The 16,062-nt window shown below is 68.1% G+C and carries 17 protein-coding genes; 5 read left to right on the forward strand and 12 right to left on the reverse strand.

All coding sequences use genetic code 11. The annotated features are described in order from the left end of the window. Positions 1 to 458: 458 nt before the first annotated feature. From ACY48E_RS10310 to ACY48E_RS10330, 5 genes are all read right to left on the reverse strand, one after another. Positions 459 to 1,037, reverse strand: coding sequence for a GNAT family N-acetyltransferase (locus ACY48E_RS10310; RefSeq protein WP_462872076.1), 579 nt, complete (start codon positions 1,035 to 1,037; stop codon positions 459 to 461). 67 nt (positions 1,038 to 1,104) lie between these two features. After that, positions 1,105 to 1,779 carry an SDR family NAD(P)-dependent oxidoreductase gene (locus tag ACY48E_RS10315; protein WP_462872077.1) on the reverse strand — a complete coding sequence of 225 codons (675 nt, stop codon included), beginning with the start codon at positions 1,777 to 1,779 and terminating at the stop codon, positions 1,105 to 1,107. A 76-nt stretch (positions 1,780 to 1,855) separates the two neighbouring features. Further along, a complete protein-coding gene (locus ACY48E_RS10320; protein WP_462872078.1) occupies positions 1,856 to 3,163 on the reverse strand; it encodes a PhoH family protein in 1,308 nt (435 codons plus the stop codon). A gap of 244 nt (positions 3,164 to 3,407) precedes the next feature. After that, positions 3,408 to 4,712, reverse strand: coding sequence for a serine hydroxymethyltransferase (gene glyA, locus ACY48E_RS10325; protein ID WP_462872079.1), 1,305 nt, complete (start codon positions 4,710 to 4,712; stop codon positions 3,408 to 3,410). Between the two features lie 72 nt (positions 4,713 to 4,784). Next, positions 4,785 to 5,984: a DUF885 domain-containing protein gene (locus ACY48E_RS10330; RefSeq protein WP_462872080.1), complete on the reverse strand. Its 1,200-nt coding sequence runs from the start codon at positions 5,982 to 5,984 to the stop codon at positions 4,785 to 4,787. A gap of 172 nt (positions 5,985 to 6,156) precedes the next feature. Between ACY48E_RS10330 and coaA the strand changes: the two genes are divergently transcribed. Then, positions 6,157 to 7,089: a type I pantothenate kinase gene (gene coaA / locus ACY48E_RS10335; protein ID WP_462872081.1), complete on the forward strand. Its 933-nt coding sequence runs from the start codon at positions 6,157 to 6,159 to the stop codon at positions 7,087 to 7,089. A gap of 29 nt (positions 7,090 to 7,118) precedes the next feature. On the opposite strand, the gene ACY48E_RS10340 is transcribed toward coaA, so the two are convergent. Together ACY48E_RS10340 and ACY48E_RS10345 are read right to left on the reverse strand one after the other, a co-directional pair. Then, on the reverse strand, positions 7,119 to 7,802 hold the full coding sequence (locus tag ACY48E_RS10340) for a response regulator (RefSeq protein WP_462872082.1): 684 nt from the start codon (positions 7,800 to 7,802) through the stop codon (positions 7,119 to 7,121). Then, a complete protein-coding gene (locus tag ACY48E_RS10345; protein ID WP_462872083.1) occupies positions 7,799 to 8,899 on the reverse strand; it encodes a sensor histidine kinase in 1,101 nt (366 codons plus the stop codon). Before ACY48E_RS10345 ends, ACY48E_RS10340 begins: the two co-directional genes overlap by 4 nt. Positions 8,900 to 9,079: 180 nt before the next feature. On the opposite strand from ACY48E_RS10345, the gene ACY48E_RS10350 reads away from it, so the two are divergent. Further along, positions 9,080 to 9,613, forward strand: coding sequence for a hypothetical protein (locus ACY48E_RS10350; protein ID WP_462872084.1), 534 nt, complete (start codon positions 9,080 to 9,082; stop codon positions 9,611 to 9,613). A gap of 4 nt (positions 9,614 to 9,617) precedes the next feature. Here the strand turns inward: ACY48E_RS10350 and ACY48E_RS10355 are convergent, their stop codons facing one another. Continuing rightward, the gene (locus tag ACY48E_RS10355) at positions 9,618 to 10,400 is read right to left on the reverse strand and encodes an isoprenyl transferase (protein WP_462872261.1); all 783 of its coding nucleotides are present in this window, start codon (positions 10,398 to 10,400) and stop codon (positions 9,618 to 9,620) included. Between the two features lie 189 nt (positions 10,401 to 10,589). On the opposite strand from ACY48E_RS10355, the gene trhA reads away from it, so the two are divergent. Next, positions 10,590 to 11,228 carry a PAQR family membrane homeostasis protein TrhA gene (trhA, locus tag ACY48E_RS10360; protein WP_462872262.1) on the forward strand — a complete coding sequence of 213 codons (639 nt, stop codon included), beginning with the start codon at positions 10,590 to 10,592 and terminating at the stop codon, positions 11,226 to 11,228. Here trhA and ACY48E_RS10365 read toward each other — a convergent pair. Then, positions 11,221 to 11,523 carry a hypothetical protein gene (locus tag ACY48E_RS10365; RefSeq protein WP_462872085.1) on the reverse strand — a complete coding sequence of 101 codons (303 nt, stop codon included), beginning with the start codon at positions 11,521 to 11,523 and terminating at the stop codon, positions 11,221 to 11,223. The genes trhA and ACY48E_RS10365 overlap by 8 nt on opposite strands. Beyond that, positions 11,520 to 12,392, reverse strand: coding sequence for a mycothiol conjugate amidase Mca (gene mca, locus ACY48E_RS10370; RefSeq protein WP_462872086.1), 873 nt, complete (start codon positions 12,390 to 12,392; stop codon positions 11,520 to 11,522). The genes ACY48E_RS10365 and mca overlap by 4 nt, the downstream gene beginning before the upstream one ends. Positions 12,393 to 12,509: 117 nt before the next feature. Here mca and ACY48E_RS10375 point away from each other — a divergent pair, with 117 nt between their 5' ends. Both ACY48E_RS10375 and greA read left to right on the forward strand, forming a co-directional pair. Further along, positions 12,510 to 12,941: a DUF4307 domain-containing protein gene (locus ACY48E_RS10375; protein WP_462872087.1), complete on the forward strand. Its 432-nt coding sequence runs from the start codon at positions 12,510 to 12,512 to the stop codon at positions 12,939 to 12,941. A 273-nt stretch (positions 12,942 to 13,214) separates the two neighbouring features. Then, a complete protein-coding gene (greA, locus tag ACY48E_RS10380) occupies positions 13,215 to 13,709 on the forward strand; it encodes a transcription elongation factor GreA (RefSeq protein WP_462872088.1) in 495 nt (164 codons plus the stop codon). A 60-nt stretch (positions 13,710 to 13,769) separates the two neighbouring features. On the opposite strand, the gene ACY48E_RS10385 is transcribed toward greA, so the two are convergent. Continuing rightward, positions 13,770 to 14,858, reverse strand: a complete 1,089-nt coding sequence (locus ACY48E_RS10385; protein ID WP_462872089.1) for a glycosyltransferase — start codon at positions 14,856 to 14,858, stop codon at positions 13,770 to 13,772. Position 14,859: 1 nt separating this feature from the next. After that, the gene (locus ACY48E_RS10390; protein ID WP_462872090.1) at positions 14,860 to 16,020 is read right to left on the reverse strand and encodes a cystathionine gamma-synthase; all 1,161 of its coding nucleotides are present in this window, start codon (positions 16,018 to 16,020) and stop codon (positions 14,860 to 14,862) included. Positions 16,021 to 16,062: the final 42 nt, after the last annotated feature.

Consider the following 16,062-nt stretch of genomic DNA (forward strand, 5'->3'; position numbering starts at 1 on the left):
AGCCCAACTACTTCAGGCGCGCCGCACTAGCGGCCCACCTCACCCGAAGGCGCTGCTGGGCACGTCCGTCTCGTCGTTCTCGATGGCGGCGACGATGCGATCCGCCACGGCCTGCGGGTCGAGGCCCTGCGGAAGCTTCGGGGCCTGACCGGCGATCGCGCGGCCGGCCAGGCCGGTCTCGGTGTGTTGGGGGCCGCACGTCCACCACGCGGATCTTCTTGCGCCGAGCCTCGGTACGCACGCTCGTCAGCGCAGTGGTCTACGTGAAATAACATCATGGTGATGAAACGCCCTGCAACGCAACGCATGTGCCGATAGAAGGCTGCCCATCACAAGCTCGCACTGGCCAGCCGAGCCAAGCCCAGAGCCTTCACGCCTCCCGGGTCTGGGCAATGGCCGCCCAAAAACTTCCAGCAGCCAGCGCTACCCGAACTCTGCTGAAAATCACAGGCATCGCGTCAACGACTTGGCGTTCCACGGTACTCGTCAGCCATCAAGCCCATGAGCAACTCTGAATAGAACTGACCGTCCCGAAAAACGGCGCCCCGGCGAGAGCCTACGACACTGAACCCCAGGCGTTCGTAGACGCGAAGTGCCCACTCGTTGAACTCCCAGACAGTTAGTTCGATTTTCCGTGCGTTCATTCCGTCGAAGGCTAACCGTAGGGCTATCTGTAGCGCCGACGGGCCGTACCCATTACCTCGGAATTCTGGACCAATCATGATGGCCAGTTGCCCTATGAGTACCGGCGGGCGCACGCCCCAAACCGTCAGATGCCCAATCAATTCGCCATTCAGATTATCGATCGAGAGTCCGAAACCCGATTCCGAGTCGTTTCGGCTCCAGGATTCAAACATTGGGCGGGTGCCTTCGGACGGCTGAGGGATTGGCCATGCGGTCTGCATTCCACGAGTTCCGGGAGAATTCCACCAGGACGTGAGTACGTCGAAGTCGCTTGGCTGAACAGCTCGAAGTCGACACGAGTCAGACTCGAGAAGCCCCTCAGACCACGCAAATATGTGATCGACATCGCGCATTGCTAACCCTTCACTCTTCCTTTCCTGCACCGACAGCAGTTGCTACAACCACGAAGTGCGGCCCACCTCACCCGAACGCGCCGCTGGGCACGTCCGTCTCGTCGTTCTCGATGGCGGCGACGATGCGATCCGCCACGGCCTGCGGGTCCAGGCCCTGCGGAAGCTTCGGGGCCTGACCGGCGACCGCGCGGCCGGCCAGGCCGGTCTCGGTGTGTGGGGGCCGCACGTCCACCACGCGGATCTTCTTGCGCCGCGCCTCGGTGCGCACGCTCGTGAACAATGCAGTGACGGCGGCCTTGCTGGCGGAGTAGACGCCCATGTTCGGCATCGCCTTCTCCGCCACCACGGCGCTGATGTTGAGCAGCACACCACCCTCCCCGAGGGTGTTCAGCGCTGTGCGGGTGAGCCGGAGCGGGGCGAGGAAGTCGACGAGCAGAATGTCGTCGACGGTGTCGTCGTCGACCTCCGCGGTGGGCCCGAACGCCACGATGCCGGCGGCGATGACCACGCCGTCGAGCGGCGCCACCTCGGCCGCGCCCGCGACGAACGCGCGCGGCACGTCGGGCATGGTGAGGTCACCGGTGAGGACCGCAGCGGCCTCCACCCCGACCGCGGCGAGGGCGTCCGCCGACCGCCCCGCCAACGTCAGGCGAGCCCCCTTGGCTGCGAGAGTGCGGGCCACGCCTGAACCCAGGGCGCCGCTGGCGCCGACGACGAGGAAGTGCTTGCCGGAGATCTCCATGCCGGTGGTTCGGGGGCGCGCACGCGGTTGGACGAGTGCGCGCCCCAGACCCGGGGTGTCTCGGACCGGAACGGCCTCAGGCCGGACCGAACTCCTCGAGCATCTCCGTCACCAGCGCTGCGATGGGCGAACGCTCCGAGCGCGTGAGGGTGATGTGCGCGAACAGCGGGTGCCCCTTGAGCTTCTCGATCACGGCCGCGACGCCGTCGTGGCGACCCACCCGCAGGTTGTCGCGCTGCGCGACATCGTGGGTGAGCACCACCCGCGAGCCGGTGCCGAGCCGCGAGAGCACGGTGAGCAGCACGTTACGTTCGAGCGACTGCGCCTCGTCGACGATCACGAACGAATCGTGCAGTGACCGACCACGAATGTGCGTCAGCGGCAACACTTCCAGCATTCCGCGCGCCGTAACCTCCTCCATCACCTCGGGGCTGGCGAGGCCGTCGAGGGTGTCGAACACCGCCTGCGCCCACGGCCCCATCTTCTCGCTCTCACTGCCCGGCAGGTACCCCAGTTCCTGCCCGCCGACGGCGTAGAGGGGGCGGAAGACCACCACCTTGCGGTGGGTTCGGCGTTCGAGCACCGCCTCGAGACCGGCGGTCAGCGCCAGCGCCGACTTTCCGGTTCCCGCCTTGCCGCCGAGGGAGATGATGCCCACGCTCTCGTCGAGCAGAAGATCGAGTGCCACCCGCTGTTCCGCGGATCGGCCGTGCAGCCCGAACGCCTCACGCTCGCCGCGAACGAGCTGGATGCGCTTGTCCGGGGTGACCCGCCCGAGTGCGCTCGACGTGGTGCCGAGCAGGCGAACTCCGGTGTGGCAGGGCAACTCTCGCGCATCGGCGAGGTCGAGCACCCCTTCGGAGTACAGCCGATCGATCTCGTCCTTGGTGGCGTCGACCTCTGTCATACCCGTCCAGCCCGACGGCACCACGTCCTGCGCGTGGTACTCGTCGGCGGGCAGGCCCACCGCACCGGCCTTGACCCGCAGGGGGATGTCCTTGCTGACCAGCACCACGTCCTTGCCCTCGGCCGCGAGATTGAGTGCGCACGCGAGGATCCGGGAGTCGTTGGTGTCGGTGCGGAAACCGACCGGCAGCACCGAGGGGTCGGTGTGGTTGAGCTCGACCTGCAGCGTGCCCCCGTCGGACCCGATCGGAACCGGCTGATCCAGACGACCGTGGGCGATGCGCAGGTCGTCGAGCATCCGCAAACTCTCGCGGGCGAACCAGCCCAGCTCGTGGTGGTGGCGTTTGCCCTCAAGCTCACCGATCACCACCAGGGGCAGCACGACGGCATGCTCGGCGAAACGCGAGACGGCCCAGGGGTCGGAGAGCAGGACGGAGGTGTCCAGGACATAGGTTCGGACGGAGCGAGCTGTGGTCACGTGAGGCTCCTAGGTGTGTGCGGCACCCGCACCACCGTCGATCGCTGGACCGGTTCGACCCGACGTGTCCTATCGGACACCAGGGCCGGGTACCGACCCTCTCGCACCAAGATCAGTCACGAATCAGGTCCTCCCGCGTCGACGGCTTCCCCGCCGCCGACACTTTCGACGCTACTGCCGGCCACCGTGACGAGCGCGCCACCAACGGGGCGTGTCGGTGAACAACGCGTAAACCACTCGTCGATCAGCCGAGCAGACCCCAGTCCTCGAGCCCGTCGTAGAGCGGAACCTCGCGGCACAGGGTGCTCACGCGCTCACGCAGGGCGTCGCTCGCACGCCCCGTGGCCAGCGTGGTGCCGATGATGTCGGCCACCTCGGCGAACTCGCGCTCTCCGAACCCGCGGGTGGCCAGCGCTCCGGTGCCGATCCGCAGGCCGGAGGTGGTCATCGGCGGACGCGGGTCGAACGGCACCGCGTTGCGGTTGACGGTGATGCCCACCTCGTGGAGCAGATCCTCGGCCTGCTGACCGTCGAGCTCGGAGTGGCGCAGATCCACCAGCACCAGGTGCACGTCGGTGCCGCCGGTGAGCACGGAGATGCCGCGCTCGGCCACATCCTTCGCCCCCAGACGCTCGGCGAGCAGCGACGCGCCCAGCAGCGTGCGTTCCTGACGCTCGCGGAACTCGGCAGAGCCGGCGATCTTGAAGGCCACGGCCTTGGCGGCGACGGCGTGCATGAGCGGGCCGCCCTGCTGGCCGGGGAACACCGCGGAGTTGAGCTTCTTGGCCCACTCCTTCTTGGCCAGGATCACACCCGAGCGTGGACCGCCGAGGGTCTTGTGCACGGTCGAGGACACCACATCGGCGTACGGCACCGGCGAGGGGTGCACGCCGGCGGCGACGAGGCCGGAGAAGTGCGCCATGTCGACCCACAGCAGGGCGCCGACCTCGTCGGCGATGGATCGGAAGGCCGCGAAATCCTGATGCCGCGGGTACGCCGACCATCCGGCGATGAGCACCTGCGGGCGCGCCGCGAGGGCCTGCTCGCGCACCTTGTCCATGTCGATGCGGTGATCGGTCTCCGACACCCCGTACGACTCGACGGAGTAGAGCTTGCCGGAGAAGTTCAGCTTCATGCCGTGGGTGAGGTGACCACCGTGCGCGAGGTCGAGGCCCATGATCTTGCTGCCCGGCTCGATCAGCGCCATGAGCACCGCGGCGTTGGCCTGGGCCCCGGCGTGCGGTTGAACGTTGGCGAACTCGGCGCCGAAGAGCTCCTTCGCGCGGGTGCGGGCGAGGTCCTCGACGACGTCGACGTGCTCACACCCGCCGTAGTACCGGCGGCCGGGGTATCCCTCGGCGTACTTGTTGGTGAGCACACTGCCCTGCGCCTGCAGGATCGCGCGCGGGACGAAGTTCTCGGAGGCGATCATCTCGAGGGTGTCGCGCTGGCGGCCGAGCTCACCGGCCATCGCCGCGGCCACCTCGGGATCGACCTCGGACAGCGGTGCGTCGAACGTCGAGATGCGGGCTTCGGGTGCTGCAGTCATGACGCGGACTCTCCAGACATTGCGAGCGGGGGTTCACGAGCGGGGATCTGCCGTCAAGTCTAGAAGCTCTCGTCAGAGGCCACGGAGGTGGGACGGGATCAGCGGCTCGTCCAGCAGCTGCCCGAACAGCGCGGTCCGCTGATCGCCGTCCTCGGCGCGCCCCAGCCAGTCCCCGAGCAGCCGGTACCCCTCGACGTACGTGCTGGTGTACGCCCGCCACAGCGGGTCGGTGAGGAAGCGCAGCATCGCGCGCGCCCGATCCTCGCTCAGCACACCCCAGCGCACCAGGTGCTCCACCGCGGCGTCGTCTCCCGCTCGGCGATCGTGCAGCAGCAGGGCCGCGTCCTGACGAACGGGCAGCAGGCCGGCCGACGCCTCCGCCAGCGCCTCGGCGGTGACACCGTCGAACCGCAGACCAAGGTCGGCGTAGATCTCCTGCGCCCACACTCCCCAGCCCGGCCCGATGATCGCACCGAGCGCGTGGTCGGCCAGACCCTCCGCCATCAGGCACTGCGGGGTGTTGACCACGAACAGCGACTGCTCGTCCTGCCCGGCCTCGACCAGCGCGACCTCCTTGCGGCAGTGCTCGGTGTGGTGGCCGGGGTACGACTCGTGCGCGATCAGGTGCGGCAGGTTGGCCATGTACTGCTTCTGATCGGAGTTGATCGCCACCGTCGACCGGTAGTCACCGAGGTAGTAGTTGAAGCCCGACCACGGCTTGTCCGAGACCACCTGGTACTCCACCTGCTCCGAATCGGGCAGCGGGTATCGCGCGCGGGTGAGTTCGCGCAGGGCGCCGGAGAACGCCGACACGCACTCCTCGAGCCGCTCGGGCGGGATCACCGTCGCGTCGCGGAACGCCGTCACCCGCTCGCCGAGCGAACCCGGGCCGGGCAGCACCTCGCCCATGGCCACGTGAGCGCGTTCGTACTCGGCGGGATCGGCCATGTCGATCGTGACGTCGAAATAGGCGGCCACCTCGTCGACGAAGCCGATCTCCTCCCCCGCGAACTTGCGAGCCGAGCATTCGAGTGCGCGCAGGTGCGCGTCGAGAAAGTCCGTTCGCACACCGCCGAGGCCCGACGACGGCAGATCAGCGCGCAGGGCCCGCGCGCGGACGGCGAGTTCGTGGGGCTCGGGCGCCGGAGCGTTCTCGGTGATCCGACGCAGTTCCGGGTCGCCGGTGTAGGCGTCGACGAAGCCCGGCTCGAGGCGATCGAACGACAGCCCGAGCAGCAGGTACGACCGAACGAGAGCAGCGCTGGAGGTCATGGGTCATGCTAACCACCGGCGGATTCACCGGTCCCGATTGGCGGCGCGCACCCCTACGCGAGCACAATCGGCGCATGGATCCGAAGCCAGTCGACTCCGGCCACAGCAGGAGCCACACCGGGGGCCGACGCATTCTCCGAGGTTTGGGGAAACGACCCGGACGCGAGCGCGCGTGTCTCGTGTGAGGGACGCCAGCCCCTACGTCGAATTCGATCGACGTCAGTGGCGCAGGCTGCGCAACTCCGCCCCCCTGGTGTTGACCGAGGAGGAACTCACCGGTCTGCGCGGACTCGGTGAGCAGATCGATCTCGACGAGGTCGCCGAGGTGTACCTGCCCCTCGCCCGACTGATCCACCTTCAGGTGGCCGCGCGGCAGCGACTGTTCGCCGCCACGGCCACCTTCCTCGGTGAGCAGACCCCGGATCGCCAGGTGCCGTTCGTGATCGGCATCGCCGGAAGCGTCGCCGTGGGCAAGTCCACCACCGCGCGTGTGCTGCAGGCCCTGCTCGCACGGTGGGAGCATCACCCGCGGGTGGACCTGGTGACCACCGACGGTTTCCTCTACCCCACTGCAGAGCTCACTCGGCGTGGCATCATGCACCGCAAGGGTTTTCCCGAGAGCTACGACCGCCGCAAGCTGCTGCGCTTCGTCACCGAGGTCAAGTCCGGGGCCACCGAGGCCACCGCGCCGGTCTATTCGCACGTCTCGTACGACATCATTCCCGGCCGGTTCCACCAGGTGCACCAACCCGACATCCTCATCATCGAGGGTCTGAACGTGCTGCAGACGGGTCCGCGCCTGATGGTCTCGGACCTGTTCGACTTCTCCATCTACGTCGATGCCCGGATCGAGGACATCGAGACCTGGTACATCGACCGATTCCTTGCTCTGCGCAAGACCGCCTTCAAGGACCCCCGGTCGCACTTCCACCACTACTCGGATCTGTCCGATGCACACGCACGCATTGCGGCGGAGGACATTTGGAACTCGATCAACCGTCCCAACCTCGTGGAGAACATCCTGCCCTCGCGCCCGCGGGCCACCCTCGTTCTGCGCAAGGACGCCGATCACACCATCAACCGGTTGCGCCTGCGCAAACTCTGAATCCGGCTCGCGTCGGTCCGTGTGGCCGATCAGTCCGTGTGGCCGGTCAGTCCGTGTCGGTGGGCGAACGCGATGGCTCGGCCACGATCGCGCAGGCCGAGTTTGGCGAAGACGTTGTTGATGTGGGTCTTGACGGTGGATTCGCCGATGAACAGTGCCGCCGCTATTTCGCGGTTGCTGGATCCACCTGCCATGTGTACCAACACTTCTCGCTCGCGCGACGTCAACTGGGCGAGCTCCGGTGGACCCGCCGACCCCACGGCGGGTCGACTCGGGGCGGGTGCAGGGCCGGCAGCCCGGCGCATCAGGCGTTGCTGAACCGAGCGGTCCAGCACCGACTGACCGGCGGCTGCCGCGCGGATGGCGGCGGCGAGTTCGTGGCGGTTGGCGTCCTTGGTCAGATAGCCGCAGGCCCCGGCATCCAACGCCCGGAAGATCGACTCGTCGTCGTCGAAGGTGGTCAGCACCACCACCGGTAGCTCGGGGCGACGGCTCAGGATCGCCCTCGTGGCGTCCGCACCATCGAGGACCGGCATCCGCAGATCGGTCAGCACCACGTCGGGCTCGACGCGGTCGACCAGTTCCACCAGCAGCGCCCCGTTCTCGGCCGTCCCCACCACCGACAGGTCGTCGTCGAGGTCCAACATCATCGCGAGCGCCTCACGAATGGTGGTCTGGTCGTCGGCAATCACCACGCGGATCGGCTCGGTCATCGGTTCAACTCCACTCGGACCGTCCATCCGCCCGGGGCCGGACCCACCTCGAGCCGAGCCCCGATCTGCGCGGCACGCTCACTCATCCCCACCAACCCCACACCCGCTCCTTCGGTGAACACCGTTGCAGTCGAATCCGATTCGTTGTGAACCAGCACGCTCACGTGCGCGTCGTCCGCGGCGACCTGCACCCGCACCGGGGAGCCGGGTGCGTGTCGGCGCGCATTGGTCAGTGCCTCACCCACGATCCGCGCGAGCTGCGTCGCCTGAAGATCTGTGAGCCAATTCGCCACACCGTCCACGGTCACCGTCTCGCCGTCGCCCGTCGCCAGTGCCTCGAGAGCGGCGGCCAGATCCACCGGGTCGTCCCGCAGTGCGTACACCGCGCGCCGCACCTCCGCCAACCCGTCCGACACCGCCTGCTGCGCATCGCGAACCGCCTGCCGGCCGGCGTCGGTACGGCCGGTCTCGAGCAGCGCGTCGGCCAGGTTGAGCTGCATGTTCACCCCGGACAGCGAGTGCGCCAGCACGTCGTGGATCTCACGCGCCACCCGAGTTCGCTCGGCCAACATCTGCGCTCGCCCCTCCGACTCCACTGCCCGCTGGGTCTGGGCCAACTTCTCCTCCGTCGCCCGCAACGCCTCCACCCGGTCGCGCCGGGCCATCCCCACGAATACCGCGAGCCCGGCCAGCAGCGCGAGCCACGGAGTACCGCGTTGCTCGACGAGCGCGGCCGTGAACGCCGACACCGACACGGTGGCCGCCACCACAACGGCTGGGCGCGTGGACAACCGGTAGCCGGCCATGCCGGCGAAGATCGGTGCGAACGCCGACGCGGCGGTGGTGGGCGCGAACCCGAACAGCGCCCCGCACGCGAGCGCTCCGGCGACGGCCGCGACACGACCTGCCGGTGACTGCCAACCCCGCTCCGGGAGCCCCCGCATGGCCAGAGCCGCGGTTCCCGAGACCAACAGGACAAGCCCGACCAGCCCCCGGCCGTGCACACCGATCGGCGTCACCGACACCCACGCCCACACGACCGTCATCACGGTGACGATCGCGAACGCTTCCTGCATCAGGCGTCGGCGGGTGGGCATGGGGTTCAGCCTGCCATCACGCTGCGGGTGGGGACCTCCACCGACGGGTGGAGAGGCAATGTCCACCCGGTTCTCCACCGCTGGGCCGATCCGATCACGCCCCGATCCGAGCACTCTCGTAGCCATGCCGGACACACCGATCCGGCCACACGGATCGACCAATCACACCAGGAGTCAGCGATGTCGGATCTCTCCAGCACAGTCCAGGTCAGCGGCGGAATCTTCGCGGTCATGATGGCCACCCAGTACGGCACCCGCAGCTATGGTCGCCGCAACATCGTCCTGCCGCTCGCGCTGGCGGGTGTCTTCGGGATGGCCTACCTCAAGACCGCCCCCACCGATCACCACTCGATGATGGTCTACGGCGTGGCAGCAGGGATCGGCCTGGCGTTCGCCCTCATCGCCGCGGCCACCACCCGCATGTTCACCGACCGCACGACCGGGTCGATCATGACCCGATGCGGGCTCGGGTTCGTCGCGGTGTGGGCGGTGGCCGTCGCCGCCCGGATCGGATTCGTCTGGGCCACCACCGACATCGCGTCGTTCCGCCAGTGGTTCGGCGAGCACCTGATGTCGCTGCAGCTCACCCCCGCGGTCATCGCACCCTTCTTCGTGATCTGGGCGCTGGCAATGGTGCTCGGACGCGCTGTCATCCTGGCCGGCCGGGCCGCCACGATCGTCGGCACTCGGGCCGTTGCCGGCGCCCTCGCCTGAGCGGCTACGCGCCGAACCTGCGGTGCCGCGCAGCGAAGTCGCGCAGGGCGCGTAGGAAGTCCACGCGGCGGAACTCAGGCCAGTAGGCCTCGGTGAACCAGATTTCCGAGTACGCGCTCTGCCACAGCAGGAAACCGGACAGACGCTGTTCCCCCGACGTTCGGATCACCAGATCCGGGTCGGGCTGACCGGAGGTGTAGAGATGATTGTCGATTCCTTCGACCGTGACCGCGGAGAGCATGTCCTCGGTCGACGCCCCATCGGAGAGCTTCTCGGCCAACAGCGAATGGACGGCGTCGGCGATCTCCTGGCGGCCCCCGTAGCCGACGGCCACGTTCACGTGGGTGCCGGTGCGACCGGCCGTCGCGGCCGACGCCTCCTTCAACCGACGGGCGGAATCGGCCGGCAACAGGTCGAGGGTTCCGACAATCTTGACGGTCCAGTTCTTGCCCGGTCCGCTGATCTCCTCGACCACGTCGGTGATGATCTCGAGCAGCGCGTCGAGTTCGTCGGAATCACGCCGCAGATTCTCGGTGGAGAGCAGGTAGATGGTGGCCATCTCGATGTTGGCCATGTCGCACCACGTCAGCAACTCCGCGATCTTCATCGCGCCCATGCGATGACCGTGGCTGACATCGGTGAAGCCGTTCTCACGCGCCCACCGACGGTTGCCGTCGCACATCACGGCGACGTGACGGGGGCTCTGCGCACCTGCGGCGAGGTCGTCGGCGAGCTGCCTGAGCAAACGTCGCTCGTACAGGGAGTAGAGAAGACCGCGCGCCTTCACCCGGTACCTCACCTCGCCGTCCGCATTCTCGAACCGACACCCTTACCCGATCGCACCACACCCTACGCCGACCGAGGGGGTGAATTCGCCCCTCCCGGGCGCGGATTTCCTCGGCGACTCCGACCGAAGTTACGGTACCGTAGGTTCGTGACCGCACTCGAGCCGGCTCTGCCCCTTGCCAAGCCCAGGATGCGCGGCTGGATCCACCTTTACGCCTTCGGCGTGGCCGTGGTCTGCTCGATCGTTCTGATCACCCTGTCCTGGACGCTCGCCTCGCCGCGCGCAGGTATCGCCACCACCGTCTACTCGCTGACGATCTGCGGCCTGTTCGCCGTCAGCGCCACCTATCACCGCATCCACTGGTCCTCATCGGTCGGCCGGACATGGATGAAACGAGCCGACCACTCGATGATCTTCCTGTTCATCGCCGGCAGCTACACCCCGTTCGCGATGCTCGGCCTCGAACGCGGTACCGGGAACCTCCTGCTGAGCGTGGTGTGGGGCGGCGCGCTGGCCGGGGTGGCACTGAAGATGCTCTGGCCCACGGCCCCGCGCTGGGTAGGGGTTCCGCTGTACCTGCTGCTCGGCTGGGCCATCGTGCCCGTCGCCGGGGCACTGACCCACAACGTCGGGGTCGCGCCGATGGCCCTGCTGGCCGTCGGCGGCGCGCTGTACAGCATCGGCGCGGTGCTCTACGCCACCAAGTGGCCCAACCCGTGGCCCACCACGTTCGGCCACCACGAGTTCTTCCACGCCGCAACGGTGGTCGCCGCGGCGCTGCACTACGTCGCGGTGTGGCTCGTGGTGTTCGGGAACCAGGTCAGCTGACTCCTCGTCCGTCCGGTCCGGTCTGCTCGGTGGTCGTTCCGCCGGTACCCGACCCCTCCGTGGCAGGAGCGTCGGTGCCATCGTCCGCGGCCTGATCGGGGGTCGGATCGGACGGCTCGAACGTCTCCGGGAGCTTCTTCAGGCGCCCGTTCATCGACCGCACGAGAAACGCCGTGCCGACCAGCAGCACCACGATCACCACCAGCCCGATCGGCGACGCCTTGCCGAACTCGGGGCCGGTGTCGTTGGTGGTGGTCTGCGCCAGGATCAACCCGACGTGTCCGGTGAGATTCATGACGCCTCGATTCCTGCGAAGAGATCGGTTTCAGGGATCTCGGACTGCACGCGTGTGCGCGCGAGTTCGTACTCCTCGGTGGGCCACAGCTGACGCTGCACGCTGGTCGGGAGGCTGAAGAAGCGCCCGTTCGGATCGATCTGCGAACGGTGGGCCCGCAGCGCGTCGTCACGGACGTCGAAGTAGTCGCCGCACTCGACCCGGGTGGTCACCCGGGCGGACATCCGGTCCTGGTCGGGCGGCCACTTCTCGAGCCACTCCGACCAGGGACCGGGAACCTCCCCGCGCTCCTCCGCGGCGTCGTTGAACACCTGCATCCGGCCGCGTAGGAAACCGTGCGAGTAGTAGAGCTTGAGGGGGGTCCACGGCTCCCCGGCGTCGGGGTACTTCTCAGGATCGCCGGCGTCCTCGTAGGCGGCCACGGACACCTCGTGGCACTTGATGTGATCGGGGTGCGGGTACCCACCGTTCTCGTCGTAGGTGACGATCACGTGCGGGCGGAACTCCCGCACCACGGCGACCAACTTCTCGGTGGCCACCTCGAGCGGCACCGTGGCGAAGCAACCCTCGGGCAGCGGCGGCGGCGGATCACCCTCGGGCAGGCCGGAATCGACGAAACCGAGCCATCTCTGACGCACACCGAGGATGCGCGCGGCCTCGGCCATCTCCTCGCGCCGCACCTCCGCGAGCCGGTCCGCCATCCCCGGTAGATCCATCGCCGGATTGAGGATGTCGCCGCGCTCACCGCCGGTCAGGGTGACAACGAGAACGTCGTGGCCCTCCGCGGCGTAGCGCGCCATCGTGGCCGCGCCCTTGCTGGACTCGTCGTCGGGATGGGCGTGCACTGCCATCAGACGCAGTCCGCTCACGTGGTTCCTCACCTTCGGTGTCGTCGGTATCGCCGTCGTGTCGACCCCATTGTTCCGCAGCCGCTCCTGCGCGGCCGGGCGGGTGCCCACGCAAGACCCGCTACTGTCGAACATGCCATGACGAGCGCGACGCGGCCCACCGACCGCTACCCCCAACCACGACGGTCCATTCCCTCGCGGGCCATCGCACTGCTCCTCGGTGCCCTGGTCGTCGCCCTGGGCGTGGCCATCGCCTATCTCGCCTACACCAAGTTCACCAACTCCGATGTCGACGGGACCGCGGTCTCGTTCGACATCGTCGACTCCACCACCGTGAACATTCGCCTCAACGTCACCCGCGACGACCCGTCGAAGCCTGCCGTGTGCATTGTCCGCTCGCGCTCACGTGATGGCACCGAAACCGGCCGCCGTGAGGTCTACATCCCGCCGTCGTCGTCGGACGCGGTGGACGTGCGTACCTCGGTCACCACATCCCAACCGCCGGCTCTGGCGGACCTGTACGGGTGCAGTCTGAACGTTCCGCCGTACTTGAAGCCGCCGGCGCAGTAACCGGCGGCCCGGGGTCCGATCGAGCGCCCGCGAGCGGTCCGATCAGGGCTGGGGCCGGTGTGAGCGTGCTAACCTGAACGGATGCACGGCTTCCGAGTGAAGCCGTGTATTGCTGCATATGCCGTAGTTGACGGCATGGGCTGCGCACATCGAGCGACGGGGCGTAGACGGTTTACGTACGTCGCGAATCCACGATCGGGTTCCGGCTTCGCCGACCGTGCGCCGCCGATCTACCGGGAGCCGCGAGGTTCCCACTACGAGGGAGTGATCGAGATGACCGAGACGCAGGTGACCTGGCTGACCCAGGAATCCCACGACAGACTCAAGGGTGAGTTGGACGCTCTCATCGCCAACCGGCCGGTCATCGCCGCGGAGATCAACGAGCGGCGCGAAGAGGGCGACCTCAAGGAGAACGGCGGCTACCACGCCGCGCGCGAGGAGCAGGGCCAGCAGGAAGCGCGTATACGCCAGCTGCAGGAACTGCTCAACAACGCCAAGGTGGGTGAGGCGCCCACCCAGTCCGGCGTCGCACTTCCCGGTTCGGTGGTCAAGGTCTACTACGACGGCGACGAGTCCGACACCGAGACCTTCCTCATCGCCACGCGCGAGGAGGGTGCACGCAACGGCAAGCTCGAGGTCTACTCCCCCAACTCGCCTCTCGGTGGCGCACTCATCGACGCGAAGGTGGGCGACACCCGCGAGTACAACCTGCCCAGCGGCAAGACCATGAAGGTCACGCTGATCAGCGCCGAGCCGTACCACGCCTGACCGCACACCCGGCCCCGAACCGCCCCGCGAGACCCGACACGGTCCGGGGCGGTTCGTCGGTTATCGGGCGAGGGCAGCCGCTCGGTCGATCAGATCGGTGAGCACAGCGGGCACGGTGTCGATCGACAGACTCTGCGCGGCAGATCGATTGCCCTCGATCACCTCGGTTCGGTACGACCGGTCGCCCAGGACGCGCCGGATCGCGTCCAGGTCGTCGGGGTCGAGGACGACCAGGCCGCACCCGCGTATCTCGTCGAGCACCGGGTACGGCCCCGCCGCGACCGGAACACCCGCGGCGGCGGCCTCGACCACCGGCAGACCCCAGCCCTCCCAGACGGACGGCAGAACAAGCAGATCGGCCGCCGCGTACATGTCCGCGGGATCGTCGGACCAGCCGCGATGGAGGCGTACCTGCGGCGTGGGCTCGAGTGGCGGGCCTGCCGGGTCGGTCAACCAGTAGTGCACCGGCCGATCGGCGGCGAGCGCACCGGCCATCGCCAGCCCGCGGGGGACGTTCTTGCGCGCGACGTTGCGTGCCGGGTGGACCACCAGGACGTCCTTCTCGCGCACGCCCAGGTCGGTGCGCACCCGCGCCCGATCGCCCCCGACCACGGCGTCGACGTCCACAGTGCAGTAGGTGCAGATCACCGCACCTGGAGTTGCCAGGTCGGGGAACCGGGTGCGGAAATCTTGCGCGGTGCGCTCGTTGATGGTCACGTGCAGCATTCGCGGGTGATGCAGCGGAAGCAGGTGCTCGTCCTCGGTGGGTATGTGCGGCGTCTGCCACGGAGGGTCGCTGTGTCGCAGGATCGCCGGGACGCCCGAGCGCAGGATCGCCTCCTCGAACGCTCTGGCCGCCAACGGCAGGGTCCACAACGTGCCGAGGTTGTCCAGGATCACCAGGTCTGCGTCGGCGACCAATCGATCGACGGTGTCGGTGTCCACCGGCGGCGGCGGTTCGCCGAACACCTCGGACCACAGGCCACGCACCACGGTGTCACCCACACCGGGGCCGCGGGCGAACAGCCCGGCCGCACGTGAGACCGTCCACCCCAGCTCGGTCAGACCCGCACGCCACTTCTCGCTCTCGACGCTGATGCCGTCGAACCCGTCGAACCGATGGGAGACGATCAGCGCGCGGCGACCCACGTCAGCCGAGGGCCTGCTCGATGTCGGTGACCAGATCGTCGCCGTCCTCGATGCCCACCGACAGACGAACCAAATCGTCCGGCACCTCGAGCAGCGAGCCTGCGGTGGACGCGTGGGTCATCGCGCCGGGAAGCTCGATGAGGGACTCCACTCCGCCGAGAGACTCTGCGAGCGTGAAGATCTCGGCCTTCGCGCACATGTCCAGGGCAGCCTGCTTGCCGCCTGCGAGGCGGATCGAGACCATGCCACCGAAGCGGCGCATCTGCTTGGCCGCCACCGCGTGCGACGGGTGGGACTCGAGGCCAGGGTAGATCACCTTGGCCACGGCCGGGTTCTCGACGAGCATGGCCACGAGCTTCTCGGCGTTGATGCTGTGCTGCTCCATCCGCAGGGCGAGGGTCTTGATGCCGCGCAGGGTGAGGAATGCGTCGAAGGGGCCGGGCACCGCGCCCGCACCGTTCTGCAGGAACGCGAAACCGGCGTCGAGTTCCTCGTCGTCGGTGACCAGCGCACCACCGACCACATCGGAGTGCCCGCCGATGTACTTGGTGGTCGAGTGCAGCACGATGTCGGCGCCGAAGGTCAAGGGCTGCTGCAGATAGGGCGAGGCGAAGGTGTTGTCCACCAACAGCTTCGCTCCGGCCTCGTGCGCCACGCCGGCCAGGGCCTCGATGTCGCCGACGTTGAGCAGCGGATTGGTGGGCGTCTCCACCCACACGAGCTTGGTGGTGGGACGGATCGCGGCGCGGACGGCGTCCACGCCGTCGACCGGGGCCACCGAGTACTCGATCCCCCACTGGGTGAACACCTTGTCGATCAGACGGAACGTGCCGCCGTAGGCATCGTTGGGGATCACCAGGTGATCGCCCGGGCGCAGGAGGGTGCGCAGCACGCAGTCGGTGGCCGCCATGCCGGAGGAGAACGCGCGGCCGAAGCGTCCACGTTCGAGGGCCGCGAGGTTGTTCTCGAGCGGTCGACGCGTGGGGTTGCCGGTGCGGGCGTACTCGAACCCGCTGCGCAGTCCGCCGACACCGTCCTGCGCGAACGTCGAGCTCGCGTAGATCGGGACGTTCACTGCGCCGGTGATGGGATCCGGGTCGTACCCGGCGTGCACGGCCAGCGTCGCGAAGCCGTCGGACGATGAACTGCGCTGATCGGTCATGGGGCCAGCGTAACGGCCCCGGCGACGAGTTTCGATCGGCAC

Source organism: Rhodococcus sp. AZ1 (genome assembly GCF_054979605.1).

Coding starts and splice junctions, on each gene's coding strand:
- ACY48E_RS10310 (WP_462872076.1), bottom strand. CDS start 1,037: ATGCGCGATGTCGATCACATATTTGCGTGGTCTGAGGGGCTTCTCGAG.
- ACY48E_RS10315 (WP_462872077.1), bottom strand. CDS start 1,779: ATGGAGATCTCCGGCAAGCACTTCCTCGTCGTCGGCGCCAGCGGCGCC.
- glyA (WP_462872079.1), bottom strand. CDS start 4,712: ATGACTGCAGCACCCGAAGCCCGCATCTCGACGTTCGACGCACCGCTG.
- ACY48E_RS10330 (WP_462872080.1), bottom strand. CDS start 5,984: ATGACCTCCAGCGCTGCTCTCGTTCGGTCGTACCTGCTGCTCGGGCTG.
- ACY48E_RS10340 (WP_462872082.1), bottom strand. CDS start 7,802: ATGACCGAGCCGATCCGCGTGGTGATTGCCGACGACCAGACCACCATT.
- ACY48E_RS10345 (WP_462872083.1), bottom strand. CDS start 8,899: ATGCCCACCCGCCGACGCCTGATGCAGGAAGCGTTCGCGATCGTCACC.
- ACY48E_RS10350 (WP_462872084.1), top strand. CDS start 9,080: ATGTCGGATCTCTCCAGCACAGTCCAGGTCAGCGGCGGAATCTTCGCG.
- trhA (WP_462872262.1), top strand. CDS start 10,590: ATGCGCGGCTGGATCCACCTTTACGCCTTCGGCGTGGCCGTGGTCTGC.
- ACY48E_RS10365 (WP_462872085.1), bottom strand. CDS start 11,523: ATGAATCTCACCGGACACGTCGGGTTGATCCTGGCGCAGACCACCACC.
- ACY48E_RS10375 (WP_462872087.1), top strand. CDS start 12,510: ATGACGAGCGCGACGCGGCCCACCGACCGCTACCCCCAACCACGACGG.
- greA (WP_462872088.1), top strand. CDS start 13,215: ATGACCGAGACGCAGGTGACCTGGCTGACCCAGGAATCCCACGACAGA.
- ACY48E_RS10390 (WP_462872090.1), bottom strand. CDS start 16,020: ATGACCGATCAGCGCAGTTCATCGTCCGACGGCTTCGCGACGCTGGCC.